Annotated in this window: 12 protein-coding genes; 7 read left to right on the plus strand and 5 right to left on the minus strand. The window is 41.9% G+C overall.

Annotated features, from left to right (window positions below; translation table 11 throughout):
- The first annotated feature begins 6 nt into the window (after positions 1-6).
- Entirely contained in the window at positions 7-1,641 is a 1,635-nt protein-coding gene (locus H6H03_RS21265) for an AAA family ATPase (protein ID WP_190957071.1), read from the plus strand.
- Positions 1,642-1,925: 284 nt separating this feature from the next.
- Here the strand turns inward: H6H03_RS21265 and H6H03_RS21270 are convergent, their stop codons facing one another.
- The 3 genes from H6H03_RS21270 to H6H03_RS21280 form a co-directional block, all read right to left on the minus strand.
- A complete protein-coding gene (locus H6H03_RS21270; protein WP_190957072.1) occupies positions 1,926-2,576 on the minus strand; it encodes a sigma-70 family RNA polymerase sigma factor in 651 nt (216 codons plus the stop codon).
- A gap of 226 nt (positions 2,577-2,802) precedes the next feature.
- On the minus strand, positions 2,803-4,206 hold the full coding sequence (locus tag H6H03_RS21275) for a DUF2330 domain-containing protein (protein ID WP_190957073.1): 1,404 nt from the start codon (positions 4,204-4,206) through the stop codon (positions 2,803-2,805).
- Between the two features lie 50 nt (positions 4,207-4,256).
- A complete protein-coding gene (locus H6H03_RS21280; protein ID WP_190957074.1) occupies positions 4,257-5,150 on the minus strand; it encodes an RnfABCDGE type electron transport complex subunit D in 894 nt (297 codons plus the stop codon).
- Between the two features lie 309 nt (positions 5,151-5,459).
- Between H6H03_RS21280 and H6H03_RS21285 the strand changes: the two genes are divergently transcribed.
- Complete coding sequence (locus tag H6H03_RS21285) at positions 5,460-6,146, plus strand: polysaccharide deacetylase family protein (protein WP_190957075.1); 687 nt, start codon at positions 5,460-5,462, stop codon at positions 6,144-6,146.
- A 44-nt stretch (positions 6,147-6,190) separates the two neighbouring features.
- Here H6H03_RS21285 and H6H03_RS21290 read toward each other — a convergent pair whose 3' ends face one another.
- Positions 6,191-6,946 carry a Uma2 family endonuclease gene (locus H6H03_RS21290; protein ID WP_190957076.1) on the minus strand — a complete coding sequence of 252 codons (756 nt, stop codon included), beginning with the start codon at positions 6,944-6,946 and terminating at the stop codon, positions 6,191-6,193.
- 88 nt (positions 6,947-7,034) lie between these two features.
- Entirely contained in the window at positions 7,035-8,012 is a 978-nt protein-coding gene (locus tag H6H03_RS21295; RefSeq protein WP_190957077.1) for a carbohydrate kinase family protein, read from the minus strand.
- Positions 8,013-8,376: 364 nt separating this feature from the next.
- On the opposite strand from H6H03_RS21295, the gene pedR reads away from it, so the two are divergent.
- From pedR to H6H03_RS21320, 5 genes are all read left to right on the plus strand, one after another.
- On the plus strand, positions 8,377-8,640 hold the full coding sequence (gene pedR / locus H6H03_RS21300; protein ID WP_096535280.1) for a photosynthetic electron transport-dependent transcriptional regulator PedR: 264 nt from the start codon (positions 8,377-8,379) through the stop codon (positions 8,638-8,640).
- Between the two features lie 397 nt (positions 8,641-9,037).
- Positions 9,038-9,739, plus strand: a complete 702-nt coding sequence (locus H6H03_RS21305; RefSeq protein WP_190957078.1) for a DUF6391 domain-containing protein — start codon at positions 9,038-9,040, stop codon at positions 9,737-9,739.
- 158 nt (positions 9,740-9,897) lie between these two features.
- Positions 9,898-10,899, plus strand: a complete 1,002-nt coding sequence (locus H6H03_RS21310; RefSeq protein WP_190957079.1) for a glycosyltransferase — start codon at positions 9,898-9,900, stop codon at positions 10,897-10,899.
- A gap of 31 nt (positions 10,900-10,930) precedes the next feature.
- Positions 10,931-11,998, plus strand: a complete 1,068-nt coding sequence (rfbB, locus tag H6H03_RS21315) for a dTDP-glucose 4,6-dehydratase (RefSeq protein WP_190957080.1) — start codon at positions 10,931-10,933, stop codon at positions 11,996-11,998.
- Positions 11,999-12,135: 137 nt separating this feature from the next.
- Entirely contained in the window at positions 12,136-13,329 is a 1,194-nt protein-coding gene (locus H6H03_RS21320; protein WP_190957081.1) for a serine/threonine protein kinase, read from the plus strand.
- The last annotated feature ends 37 nt before the right edge of the window (positions 13,330-13,366 follow it).

The raw sequence follows: 13,366 nt of genomic DNA on the forward strand, positions 1-13,366 counted from the left end.
GTGAATATGCAAACTGAACTTCCGTATAATAAGTGCAAGCAAGAATTACAAGATTTGTTGCGATCGCGTTATCCGTTGATTTTTCTACGGTCATCGGAAGAAAGTCGCGCTATTCGTTGTGCAATAGAGGCTCATCTAGCAATTCTGAATACTCAAGATATTCAAGATGGAGAGTTAGTACAGTGGAGTACTACCCAAGGCTTTCAACAAAGAATAGAAACACCAGCAACTGCTGGTCAAGCGCAATGGCAACGATTAGGCAATCCGCCCGATCGCAGTCATAATCTAATATTACAAGCATTGGAAGTCTTAGAACATCGTTTACAGGAACAAGTAGCTAAAAATCTTAACCGACAACATACTTATTTATTGCCTGATTGGTGTGTATTGCTGGGTGCTGATGACCATTTAATAACGCGAAGACTCAAAGAATTAATTATAGCGATCGACCAAAAAAGACCTTTACCAAGAATGTCTTTAATTATTATTGGGTCAGATTGGACAATTCCCACAATTCTTCGCAACATAGTTCATATTATAGATTTACCTTTACCTGTAGAACAAGAACTTTATGATAATGTTTTTAGCGTCGCTGTCGAAAAATATGGTTTGCCAGAAACAGACGCTTGGAGATTAGCAGAACAAGCTCAAGGTATGCCCTTACAAGCAGCTATTCAATGTGCAAAGTTATCAACTATTCGTAATCTTTGGTCTCAACCAGAAGAAGCCGGACAATTATTATTGCAAGCCAAAAAGCAAGAAATTAGAAAAACAGGAGTTTTAGAATATTATGCTCCTCAAGGTCAGGGTTTGAGAGATGTGGGCGGGTTAAGCAAAGTTAAAGAATGGATATATAGTCGTGAGTCTTGGTTTACACAGGATTCGCAGCCAGAATTACGTCCTCGTGCTATTTTACTGGAAGGTTTTCCTGGTTGTGGTAAAACTTTTATTGCCAGAGCGATCGCTCAAGAATGGCGTGTACCTCAAATTAATTTTGAGATTGCTCGATTACAGTCTCGTTGGGTAGGTGAATCAGAAAGTAATACTTTTCAAGCACTCAGAGCAATTGAAGCATCTGCTCCCAACATCCTGTTTATGGATGAAATTGAAAAAGCATTTGCTGGTGTTGGTGGTGATAGTTCAGGAGTTAGTACTAGACAGTTTGGGACATTTTTATCTTGGTTAAACGATCACGAATACCCGATTTTTTTTATAGCTACTTGTAACGATCGCGAAAAATTACCCCCCGAATTATTTCGGGCTGGTCGCTTTGATGAAATTTTTATAGTTATGCCACCCAATAAAGAAGAAAGATTTCAAGTTTTGCAAAAGCGTATTAGTGCTTATAAATTACCACCAACCCCCTCAACCACATTGGAGTATCTAGTAGAGCAAACAGCAGGGTATTCAGGAGCAGAATTAGATAAATTAGTCAGAGAAGCAATCTATCTAGCTGAATACGGTCACTTACCAACTAAAACTCATTGGGAAAATGCTTTAAATCAAATTAGCCCTCAATATCGCACTCCAAACATGCAACAACTGTTGGGTAAATATTTGAAGTTAATACAAGGAGGCGGTGGTAAAAGTGCATCAGTATTGGAAATAGGTTTTTTGGAAAATCTTATTCTTGGATCTTGAATTTTTGATTGAATAGTCAACTTAACGCGAAACGGGCGGTTAGAAACCGCGTCTACACAAACAAAACCTGCCTACGCAGGTTTCAAAAGCCTTAATTTTCTGTTAGTCCGCGTGGTGCGCCAAGCGCAGCGCAAGCGCGATAGGCGGACTTTGCCTGTGTAGCCGCGAATTCCATTCGCCCAGCCTTAAGTTGACACCAATGAGCAATGGTGTGCCCCTACGACAGATGTGGTTTTTTCAAGCACTCCATATTTTGTATTTACCGTCAATGCGTAAGTCCTAATTCATAACAATCCCTCCGATTCTGCGAATTTACGCAAACGCGGTAGACACTGACGTTGATAAAAACTGCTCAATGTCGGAATTGAGAGTCGGAATTCCTCAGACAACTCTCTCCAGCTAACTTCCGGGGGTAGGCGTTTAAGAATTAACACCTGACAATTTACATCTGGACGCCCTTTGATGTAAGTACTGCGAAGTTCTCCATCAGAGTCTGCGTTCGCCCAGTTCTCTAACTCTTCCAGAATTGGAGGTGTTTCGGGGTTAGCTGGTAGGTTATCTACAGGATCGATGGTTTCACTTGTTCCACCAGATGTAGACTGACGAATTTTAAGAGGGACTGTTGTGGCTTGTTCCCGGTTTTGATTAAGGTAAAAGTCTTGCAGTCTCCTTTTCAGGTAAGCATTCAGCCAGGTGATCACAGTACCATAAGCGGGGTCATATTTTTGGCCTGTCAAACCTTCACAAACATTACGGCAGAAATACAACCAAGTTTGTTGTAGTGCGTCTTGATAATAGGGAGTACTTTCCCTCCAGAGTCTACTTGCCGTCAAACGAATAATCTGTGTGAGCAGCTTCTGACGCTGAGGGCTTCCAGGTGGGTATCCACAGGCTTCGGTAACTAAGCGGCGTAGCTGTTCATCGAATTGAACCATGACAATCTTCAGGAACAAAGCAAGAATATCTTAGTATTGCCTATAACAACGCCTTAGAAAATTACCTTTCATCAAGAAATTAGGGCATGGGGCATGGGGTATAGGGCATAGGGATGAGGGAGATGAAGGATATGAGGGAGTATGGGGGGAGGGGGGAGTGTAGGAAGCAGGGAGTAGAGGGGAGAATAATAACTCCTTAGTCAACAGTCAACACTCCCCAATCTTTTTAATACAATCCAAACCAAGATAGAAAATTTTCCCACCAAGACAATCTCAAATTACTTACATTCAGTTTCATTTTGTTACGAATGTCTTGGATATTCCAGTTGGTGAGTTTCGCTAAAGTTTGCGCTTCTTGTTCAAAACGCTTGGGTAAAGAACGCTTATATTCTCTACCCGCCTGACACTTGAGTTCTCCTTGGAAGGGATGTTGCAAAACATAACGCCCTTGGAAAGAATCACGATTACCTGTTTGTTGGAATATCAAGTCTTCGGGGAATTTGTCGCGAGTGTAGCGCACATGCAACCGGGAGATGAACACACTACTTGTAGGAAACGGACGACGAAAGTTCGGTGGTGCTGGCACACTACTTTCAGAATTATCATCTAACCAAAATACACCTGCTTGCTTGAGTTCTTCCTGGGTTAGGGGATCGGCAGAACAGGGATCGCAATTACTCATGTCCCAAGCGTATTCCAAAAAACCAACTTTCTTGTCTTCTTTGGTGTAGGCGGTTTGAAACATGGATTTGTAAAATTCACCAAATTCATTTTTCACAAATACAGGAATGTTGGCATCGGAGGGGATTTTCACTGTTCGGTAATTAGTGATTTCTGCCTGTCCTTCCGGTGAGAGGATGTAAACAATTAAATCTTGCTCTGTGGTGGCATTAATCATGCCCAAACGAATTGGCAGCATGAATCTGGGTGACTGGTAAGAAATTTGTAGCGGGCGAAGGAACTGATAACCAGATTTCTCGAATTTATCTAAGTTGACTTTAGCAACAAAGAATTTCATGGAGGAGCGGATATAGGGTTTAAGTAACTGTTTTGCCCCTCTAGGAATTTTGTAGCCATTGCGTTGCAGCCAAGTTTCTAGTCCGCCAGATTCTTTAGCACTGAGAATTACAATGTCATATTCACCGACGTTAAAACGTGCTTCTACAGTCACACCCAAACTAGCATCACCGCGTCTTGCGCCCGCTGATTCATTGCTTACCGCTGGCGCTGGTGCTGCTTGTGGTAGGGCATAGTCATAAAGCGGGGCACAAGGATCTGAGTCGAAATATTCGACTAATCGCGGCGCACTAAAAGCATCCAAACGTTCAATAATTTTGGGTTCTGTGACGCGGACTTGCTCTTTTTTTATTACAGTTGGTACGGGCACTACCATTGCAAAATCTTTGACTTCCCCTTGAAAATCGTTTGCCATTGTCAGAACGGTGCGATCGCCTTTGGCGTTGGCGAAGCCATCGCCATTCCGCGCTATTACCACCTGAGATGCTTTGTTATAAAGTTTTGTATCAGCCTTTGCTACATAAAATCCACAAAATGCCCAAGCTGTCGGCGCAAAGCACAAAACAACTACAATTGCCAATAATAATGGCGTCAAAAATCGCAAAAATTTCATTTTATACCTCTGTATTTTTAAGTTAAAAGTTGAGAGTTAGGAGTGAGGAGTTAGGAGTTAAGGGTTAGGAGTGAGGATTTATAAGAATTCTCGTCATCTTCTACACCCTGGGAAGCTAAAGCTAGATTTTCCTCATCTCCCGTTTGCCAAGAAAACCTTGGTGCAGACCAGAGATAATCTATCAGGATGGTCGATGGTGCAAGGATAAATAGTGCCCAGAAAACTGCGGTGGAAACAAAGAAATAATTTCGCAGGATAAAAGTTAATCCGGCGATGCAGATTGCCCAAATTACCCGCCCGATTCGAGAGTTGGGGATCGATCGCGGATCGGTGATCATAAATAGAGCAAATAACAGTAAAGATCCGCTCATCAATCGGTGCCAGTAAACATCCCAAGTCCAACCCAGCCAGAAATTACGAATCGCCTCTAGTAAAGAGTACGCACCCAAAAAAGCTGCTGTGGTGTCCCAACGTCCAATTCGTTGCAAAACCATACCGCCAGTACCGGCAAATACTAGCCCATACCACCACTCTTCACCCCACTGTCCCGGTGAAACCCAAGCGTCACCGGTGAAAATCAAGGCACAAATAATGCCAAAATTCCCAGGATTAAAGAAATGCTTCTCGCCGACTCGCAAGATAAATTTGCTGGCGATCGCACTTGCTACAGCTATTGCCATTGTTGTCCAATGGTCAGCCCGCAACAGCAAGCTCAATCCTAAAGAAGTAATTAAAGCACTGCGAAGATTCAAGCTTTGCGCTTTGTTATTTCCAAATGACCAACGACCAAGGACTAATGACAATACCAATTGAGTTGAAAGACTTGTGGCGATCGCTACTGCAATCAATTCTGGTCGCAGTGTCCAGTCTCGCGTACCGATTCCCAAGACTAGGAACAAGCCGAGAAATAAAATTTGGTAGTCTCGTATATCTTTAAGCAACATTACCCGCTAATTCAGGGATTCCCCGTAGATTTCTCATCAATTTAGACGAGTGTTAGCTGAAATAACATTGCTGTTACAGATTTTGTTACAAATATAAGCTGATGGATTTTATGTTGACTGTTGATGGTTGACGGTTAAGAGCCATCAGTCAACAGTTAACAGCCGAAAAACTCCTACGCTTCGAGTTTTTATAGATTACCATTTAACCAAATATGCTTTATTGCCAGAAGTGTAGGTGTAGCCGGTCGCAGACATCGCAATTTCGCCAGCAACACCTACAAAAAGTTTTCAGCAGCAAAAAAACGCAAAATGCAACTAGCTCCCCTGTTCCCAATTTTCTACCGCATTCTCCAGCCGAGTTTTCCCAATTGCCTTTGGATGGGCAATCCCCATAGTAAAGCGATCGCTTTGACATTTGATGATGGCCCCCATCCGCAACATACACCGGAAGTGTTAGCAGTTTTAGACCAGTACAAAATTACAGCAAGTTTTTTTTGGTTGGGTGTTTGCGTCAACCGTTCACCAGCGGTTGCTAAAGCTGTTAGCGATCGCGGACACTGGATTGGATTGCATGGTTACGATCATCGCTCTTTCCCCATGCTTTCACAAAATGAACTCAAGCAGAGTTTAGAAAAAACCCAAGTTGCCATCTACAATGCTTGCAATCTGCAACCCGAACAAGTGCGGGATGTCCGTCCCCCCAATGGTTTATTTACACCTACTACTTTAAAGTTATTTCTTGAGTGGAATTACCGCCCAGTAATGTGGAGTGTTGTACCAGAAGATTGGGTGCGACCAGGCGTCAACACTGTGGTAAAACGAGTTATGCAGCAAGTCAAAAATGGTTCGTTGATTGTCTTACATGATGGTGTTTGTGGTGGACAAGATGTTGCTGCCACAATCAAAATTCTCATTCCTCAATTGTTACAACAAGGCTATGAATTTGTAACTGTTGATGCTCTATGGCAGCGTTCAGAGGGAACAGGGAAGCGTTAACTGTTAACCGTTAACAGTCAACAGTTAACAACCTAATAACATTTCTATTCAAAAGCAGGTAAATTATTAGGGTCAATACCTTGCGACTGCAAATAAGCAATTAGTCTTTCTTTTTGCTGGCGTTCTTGTTCAGCACGTTGGCGTTCTTGTTCAATTTTTTCCACCGCCCAAGGTAACAAATTCCCATCTTTATCCCACCAACGCAACCAATAACCAGTATGAGCTTCTTTTGTTCCTTGCCATGTTCCCAAAAATAAGCCCATTGCATCTACGAAATGACGACCATTCTCGTCTGGTAACTTTAATTCATAACGTCCATTTTCCAATTGGTAATATTCCAATAAACCCCCATTTGGCTCAAAAATTATGTAAATACGAACTTGCAATATCTGTTCGTAAAAAAACCATCTTCCTGGCGGGTAAGTGCGCTTAACCGAATATTCTCCCCCGTCGCTATCAGAGAGAAATTCCATCACAATTAGTGGGATTTCACCTTCTAAAATTGGTGTGTAACTTTTGCGATTACTGATAACTTCTTTCACTGTTGTTACATACACCCAATCTGGCGCTTTAATCACCAGTTGTCCGTTGACAGTTGCACATAATCCAAAGTTGGAAGCGATTAACATTTGGGGTTGGATGAAACCACTAATTTCTAAACTTTCACGCAAAGCACCAGCTAATATTGGCTGACCTGTATTCTCCACTGGTTCATCCTCTAGTTGAAAATCTTTGGGTAAGGCTTCCCAAGTTATTCTCAGTTGATTTGATGCTTTGCTTTCATTGAATTGGGTTATCATAATCAATTCCAAATTCAAATTTCAATCTCTTTTTTAGCTGGGAATATCAAGTTTGATGAGCTAATATTCCCGCTAGTTTTGTTAATTCCTAAAGTTGATTTGTGGCTAAAAAAGCTTCGACTTCGGCCGCTGTGGGTTGAGAAGCGATCGCACCTGGTTTAATAGTAGTTAATGCCCCAACAGCACTAGCATAGGTAACAATGCGTTTTGCCGTTTCTGCATCGCGCAAGCTGTGGATACCATACTGGCTGAGTTGGTGAATAAATCCTGCTAAAAAGCTATCCCCTGCACCAGTTGTATCAACTACAGGAATGGAAAATGAGGGTAATTTACCTTCGTTTTCACCAAGACAGTAAGTGCAACCATTTTCTCCATCGGTAACTAATACTCCCTCAATGGTAGCCAGACGGTAAGTTATGGCTCCCGGATCGGCGGTTTCAAATAGCCATTCGGCTTCTTCTTTGGAAAGTTTGAGAAAATCGACTTTATTAAATAATTCTGGAATTTTTTGATGAGCGATGTTTGGATCGTGCCAAAATACAGGACGCCAGTTGACATCCAGCACAATCTTCAGATCGTATTGTTCTGCTAATTCTAGGGCGCGGTGAACTGCTTCTTCGCTTTCAGGATAAGCTAATTCCAAAGTACCCAAAACTAGAAAATCTGCCTCTTGAAACAGTGAATCTGGCAATTGTTTGGCTTGCAGGCGAGTATCAGCAAATTCAGAGGTATCATGCTGACCAAATCCAGCAAAAGTGCGATCGCCAGCCAGATCCCGTATGACATAAACTTGCCGTGTTGGTGCTGTCGGATGGCGTTGCACCCCTGTTGTCTCTACACCCACATCTTGTAATAGCTTCACCAGTGCATTTCCTGGTTCATCTTCGCCAACAGCCCCAATAAAGGCCGTTGGCGTCCCCAACTTGACTAAAGCACAGGCCACATTAGCTGGTGCCCCTCCTGGGTAGGGAGTCCAGGATTTCACTTCTTCCAGCTTTAGCCCCAATTGATCGGCTAAACAATCAAACAAAATCTCACCAAGACACAAAACGCGGGGATTGCTCATTTCATTTTAGATTTTAGGTTTCGATTTTGGATTACGAATTTCCAGTATAAAATCTACAATAATTGTTGCTATCTGTCGCCAGTTCTTCATAGAATTCAATAGCAATTTTTACTACTCAAACAACATATATGTGCCCCTAATGCATATTTCATTTGTCTCAGTAATTTAACTACGTTTATTATGTAAAACATGCTATATTTTTTACATTAAAATATTTGTTAGTTAAATTACTGGCAACTTGAAATCGAAAGAAAATATTGACAATCGTATTACTGCTAACACTTGAAACCCCTACCAACAAAAGAATCTTCTAGAATTAAAAAGAGTGATTAAGTACATATACCAAGGGAGGATAGAAATAGTCATGGCTGGTGGCAAGTCTGAGACCCCTGTTAGTCTGTCAGACAGAGAGCTGCAAATAATCGACTTAGTGGCCGCTGGCTTAACTAACCAAGAGATTGCAGTGAAACTGGAAATTAGCAAGCGTACAGTTGATAACCATATCAGTAACATTCTCACCAAGACCGAGACAGAAAATCGAGTAGCTCTTGTCCGCTGGGCTTTACAGTGGGGCAAAGTCTGTTTAAATGATGTCAATTGCTGTCCTCTGCCTAACCAGATCGAATAAACAATTGACTTGTTGTAACACGATTTATCTGGTGTAGTATGCTAAAAAGCAAGATTGAGTTTTACTGATTGTTCCTCTCCTCGCACATTAATTACAGTGTGAACACTCTACCAAAAGCTCCGAGTCCTTGACTCAGCAGGAGTTTATGTTGGTGCAGCCAGCTGAGCCTCCGGACTCGGAAACTATGTACAAGGGGACAAGGGGCTAGGGGACAAGGGGACAAGAGAATAACTCCTAACTCTTGAGTCAACACTCAGCACTGCGAATCCCTAATTACCCAGTCCCCAATCCCCAATCCTCTATACTCAATAACAAAAATTAGCAACAATTCAGTGATGCAAGCGCTACATTTGAAAGAAATCTACGTTGCTCCATCGGCTTGGAGAGCAGTGTTCCGATGAATACTTCTGCTTCTTTTCAAGGTGGTTCTTTTCCCTTTGAATTTTTGAATTTTGATTTGACAACACCTCTGTCAGGAAAAGTTCCAACCTCAGAATCTCAACCCTCAGACTTTCCGTATCCCAAACAAGATACTGACTTACTTAGGCAACTGTCGTTCATTCCAGGGTTGAAAGAAATTTTGATGCTGCGGCAGGTTCACGCATTAGAACATGCCACTGTTTGGGTTCTGAGCGAATCAAATAGTGCCTACCACACCACAGGAGAACCCAAGAAAGTTCAACTAGATAACGAACTATTAGGCGGTTTATCTACAGAGCAAGGATTCTACCTCTATGGCCAAGTGAATATCAGTGATTTGCGGCGTGCAGTCGCACTTGCCCGACATCGCATCACCGCTGGAGAATGGGATTTAGCAGTACATCCCCGTTGTGGCACAAATTTATCAGTAGCAATGCTCTTAACGGCTGGATTAGCTGTGGGCGCACATTTATTGTTACCATTCCGGCCAATAGAGCAACTTATAGGTTTGGGGTTAGCGGCAACAACAGCTGCTGAACTCGCACCTGATTTAGGTTCTATGGTACAGCGTTACTTAACAACCGCCATTCCTTTTAACCTAACAATTGAAAACATTACCCGTACACGTGACCTCTGGGGACGTGAAGCGCATTTTGTCCGGGTGAAATGGCAAGAATAAAGGAAGTGTTGACTGTTAACTGTTGACGAAGAGTAAAGAACCATTCTCCTTGTCCTTATCTCCCCATCTCCCCATACTTCTCTACGAGAGGCTGCGCCAACGGCTTTGCTCAGTACAAGTCTCCCTATCTCCCCACTCTCCACTTCCCTAAAAAACTGATGAGAAAACTTTACTTCTTACTTCCTGGTACAGATGGCAAATTTGCTTGCGGTGGTCTTTGGGCGGAATTGAAAACAGTCAATCTGGTTCAGCAGATTTGTAGTGCTGATGTTGTAACTTATCGTCAACGGGAAAAAGGTAAGCAATTCATTGATGATTTACTCCAAGAAAAAAATCTCAATGATGTGATTTTTGTAATTAATTGGGGATTTGATGTACCTCAACTTGTCCCTAAACTGAAGCAATACAATGTTGTTTACCACGCACATAGCCCAGGTTACCCATTTAAGCTACCAGCAAGTATTCCGATTGTTACTGTTAGTCGCTATACAATGGGATATTGGGGAGAAAAATCACCCAATTCTTTGATTTATTATTTGCCCAATCAAATTTCTGATGAGTTTAAAAATTTCGGCTTAGAACGAGATATTGATGTTTTAGTTCAGGCTCGGAAATCTTCTGAGTATTTAATCAAAGAGTTGATTCCAGGGTTACAAAAGCATTGTAATGTTTTCGTTGTCGATTCCTATGTCGAGGATTTACCTGGACTATTTAACCGAGCTAAGGTTTACCTCTACGATTCTGCTGAGTATTGGACACAACAAGGTGTTAGTGAAGGATTTGGCCTGCAACCAATGGAAGCCCTTGCCTGTGGATGTCAAGTATTTTCTAGTGTTAATGGTGGATTATCAGATTACTTAGATCCTGGATTTAATTGCTATAAAATCGCTGGATATTCACAAGAATATGATGTGCAACGTATTCTAAAAGCGCTTGATTCTTCAGTAGTGTTTACATTAAATGAAGATTTTTTTGCTGAGTATCGAACTGAAAATATTATTAAGCGCTTGCAAGTGATTTTAGATGAATTAAATACATTTTTTGACCACAAAATACAGCAGCCATCTAATATTAAAAGTTTGACGAAAATTCGTATGGCTAAATTACGGGCACAGAGGATATATGGTAAGCTGAGAAAAAAATATTTTCAGTTTAAATAAACAAACCGCAACAGAGAAGAGAGGAAATTGGATGAGTCGGCGATTATTGGTGACGGGGGGTGCGGGGTTTATTGGGGCAAATTTTGTACATCATTGGTGTCAAGCTTATCCAGATGACCGGGTGGTGGTGTTGGATGCTCTAACTTATGCGGGAAATCGTTTGAATTTGACGCCGGTTGAGGGAAGGGAGAATTTTCGGTTTGTGCAAGGGGATATTTGCGATCGCCCCCTTGTCGATGAGTTATTATCAACGGAAAATATTGACACCATTGCCCATTTTGCTGCTGAGTCTCATGTCGATCGCTCGATTCTCGGCCCTGGTGCTTTTGTGCAAACTAATGTGGTAGGAACTTTCACTCTTCTTGAAGCTTTTCGCCAACATTGGCAGACAAAAGCACAGCCATCTGATTATCGTTTCTTGCACGTTTCTACTGATGAAGTCTACGGTAGTTTAGGCCCAGATGATGCAGCTTTTTCTGAAACTACGCCCTACGCTCCCAATAGTCCCTATTCAGCTTCCAAAGCTGGTAGCGACCACTTAGTGCGTGCTTATTATCATACATATAATCTGCCGACAATTATTACAAATTGTTCCAATAATTATGGTTCCTATCAGTTTCCAGAAAAGCTGCTTCCCTTAATGTGTATCAACACTTTAATTGGTAAACCATTACCTGTTTATGGGGATGGTAAAAATGTCCGAGATTGGCTTTATGTGGGCGATCATTGTCGTGCTTTAGATGTAGTAATTAATCGCGGAAAGCCAGGGGAAACATACAATATTGGCGGCAATAATGAGGTAGAAAATATTAAACTTGTGGAACTTTTATGTCAAATGATGGATGAATTGGCATCTGATTTGCCTGTGCGTCCAGCAAGCCAGTTAATTACTTTTGTCAAGGATAGACCCGGACACGATAGAAGATATGCCATTAATGCGAATAAGATTAAAACTCAACTTGGTTGGACGCCTTCAGTCACAATTGCTGAAGGTTTGCGTTTAACTGTTGAATGGTATCTCACTCATCGTGATTGGTGGGAACCTCTGTTGTCTGCGGAATATCAAGCTTATTATTGGAAGAATTATTCTGTAAAATGATCAAGCCCTTTGGACAGGCAATAGGCAATAGCGAAAATAACCTACCTTAATAATCAGATTCCGACAGTTTTTCGAGATAATGATTATCCTTGAATAGTAAGGGAATGAGATTAGCGTAAATTGCCAGCAGGTGTCAGATGCTGCAAGTAAAACAGATATTACAAGACCGTTATCAAATTCAACGCCAACTCGGCAACAATGGAATTCGCCAAACTTGGCTAGCATTGGATTTACAAGCTGATGATGGCGAGAACTCTAGTGTTGTGGTCAAACTTTTGGCTTTTGGGGGTACTGTGCAGTGGGACGATTTGAAGCTTTTTGAGAGGGAAGCACAAATTCTCAAACAGCTAAATCATCCCCGAATTCCCCAGTATATAGATTATTTTTGTATTGACGATCGCACCCTCTGGTTTGGTTTAATCCAAGAATACATCCCTGGTGAGTCACTCAAGGATAAACTTGCCAGTGGCAAAAGGTTTAGTGAAAAACGAGCTAAAAAAATTGCTGTTGAAGTATTAAATATTCTTACGTATCTACATGAGTTAAATCCAGGCGTATTGCACCGAGATATTAAACCAAGTAATTTAATCTGGGGTGAAGATAATCGAATTTATTTAGTTGATTTCGGCGCAGTTCAAGATAAAGCAGCAAAAGAAGGCGTTACTTTCACCGTTGTCGGTACTTATGGTTATGCCCCAATGGAACAATTTGGTGGACGTGCGGTAGCGGCTTCAGATCTTTATGCCTTGGGGGCGACTTTAATTCATCTGCTAACTGGTATCCCCCCATCTGATTTACCCCAGCAGGATTTACGATTGCAATTTGCAGATCGCGTGAACCTCAGTCCCAGTTTTATCAGTTGGCTAGAAAAATTGATAGAACCTGCACCAGAACAACGTTTTACTACTGCTCGCCAAGCGCTGCAAGCCCTCAAATCTGGTCTGGTTGTCAAATCTGCAAACAAATATCAGCTTTTACCGCCAAAAGAAATTATCAACAACTCTGGATGCGGTATCAACAATCACAATGAAACAGTCCCAGAGGAAATTCTTGGTTGGAATTGGGGCGCATTTCTCATGCCTTGGTTATGGATGTGGACTAACCAAGTGTGGTATGGATTGTTCTGTTTTATACCTCACGGTTGGTGGGTAATGGCGATCGCCCTTGGTGCTAAAGGCAACGAATGGGCTTGGAAAAGTAGACAGTGGCGCAATATTGAACACTTTAAAGCACATCAAAGGGGCTGGGCGATCGCTGGTATTTTAATTGGTGCGCCCATTAGTATTATGTTGTGGCTAAGAGCGATCGCTTTGATTAAATCTGCATTTTAGTGGGCATGGGGGATTGGGAGTTAGGAGTGAGGAGTTA

Source organism: Nostoc paludosum FACHB-159, from assembly GCF_014698835.1.
Classification (GTDB): domain Bacteria; phylum Cyanobacteriota; class Cyanobacteriia; order Cyanobacteriales; family Nostocaceae; genus Nostoc; species Nostoc paludosum.

Bases quoted from the DNA above. Each gene is read 5' to 3' on its own strand.
- H6H03_RS21265 (WP_190957071.1), top strand. From the start codon at position 7: ATGCAAACTGAACTTCCGTATAATAAGTGCAAGCAAGAATTACAAGAT.
- H6H03_RS21270 (WP_190957072.1), bottom strand. From the start codon at position 2,576: ATGGTTCAATTCGATGAACAGCTACGCCGCTTAGTTACCGAAGCCTGT.
- H6H03_RS21275 (WP_190957073.1), bottom strand. From the start codon at position 4,206: ATGAAATTTTTGCGATTTTTGACGCCATTATTATTGGCAATTGTAGTT.
- H6H03_RS21280 (WP_190957074.1), bottom strand. From the start codon at position 5,150: ATGTTGCTTAAAGATATACGAGACTACCAAATTTTATTTCTCGGCTTG.
- H6H03_RS21285 (WP_190957075.1), top strand. From the start codon at position 5,460: ATGCAACTAGCTCCCCTGTTCCCAATTTTCTACCGCATTCTCCAGCCG.
- H6H03_RS21290 (WP_190957076.1), bottom strand. From the start codon at position 6,946: ATGATAACCCAATTCAATGAAAGCAAAGCATCAAATCAACTGAGAATA.
- H6H03_RS21295 (WP_190957077.1), bottom strand. From the start codon at position 8,012: ATGAGCAATCCCCGCGTTTTGTGTCTTGGTGAGATTTTGTTTGATTGT.
- pedR (WP_096535280.1), top strand. From the start codon at position 8,377: ATGGCTGGTGGCAAGTCTGAGACCCCTGTTAGTCTGTCAGACAGAGAG.
- H6H03_RS21305 (WP_190957078.1), top strand. From the start codon at position 9,038: ATGAATACTTCTGCTTCTTTTCAAGGTGGTTCTTTTCCCTTTGAATTT.
- H6H03_RS21310 (WP_190957079.1), top strand. From the start codon at position 9,898: ATGAGAAAACTTTACTTCTTACTTCCTGGTACAGATGGCAAATTTGCT.
- rfbB (WP_190957080.1), top strand. From the start codon at position 10,931: ATGAGTCGGCGATTATTGGTGACGGGGGGTGCGGGGTTTATTGGGGCA.
- H6H03_RS21320 (WP_190957081.1), top strand. From the start codon at position 12,136: ATGCTGCAAGTAAAACAGATATTACAAGACCGTTATCAAATTCAACGC.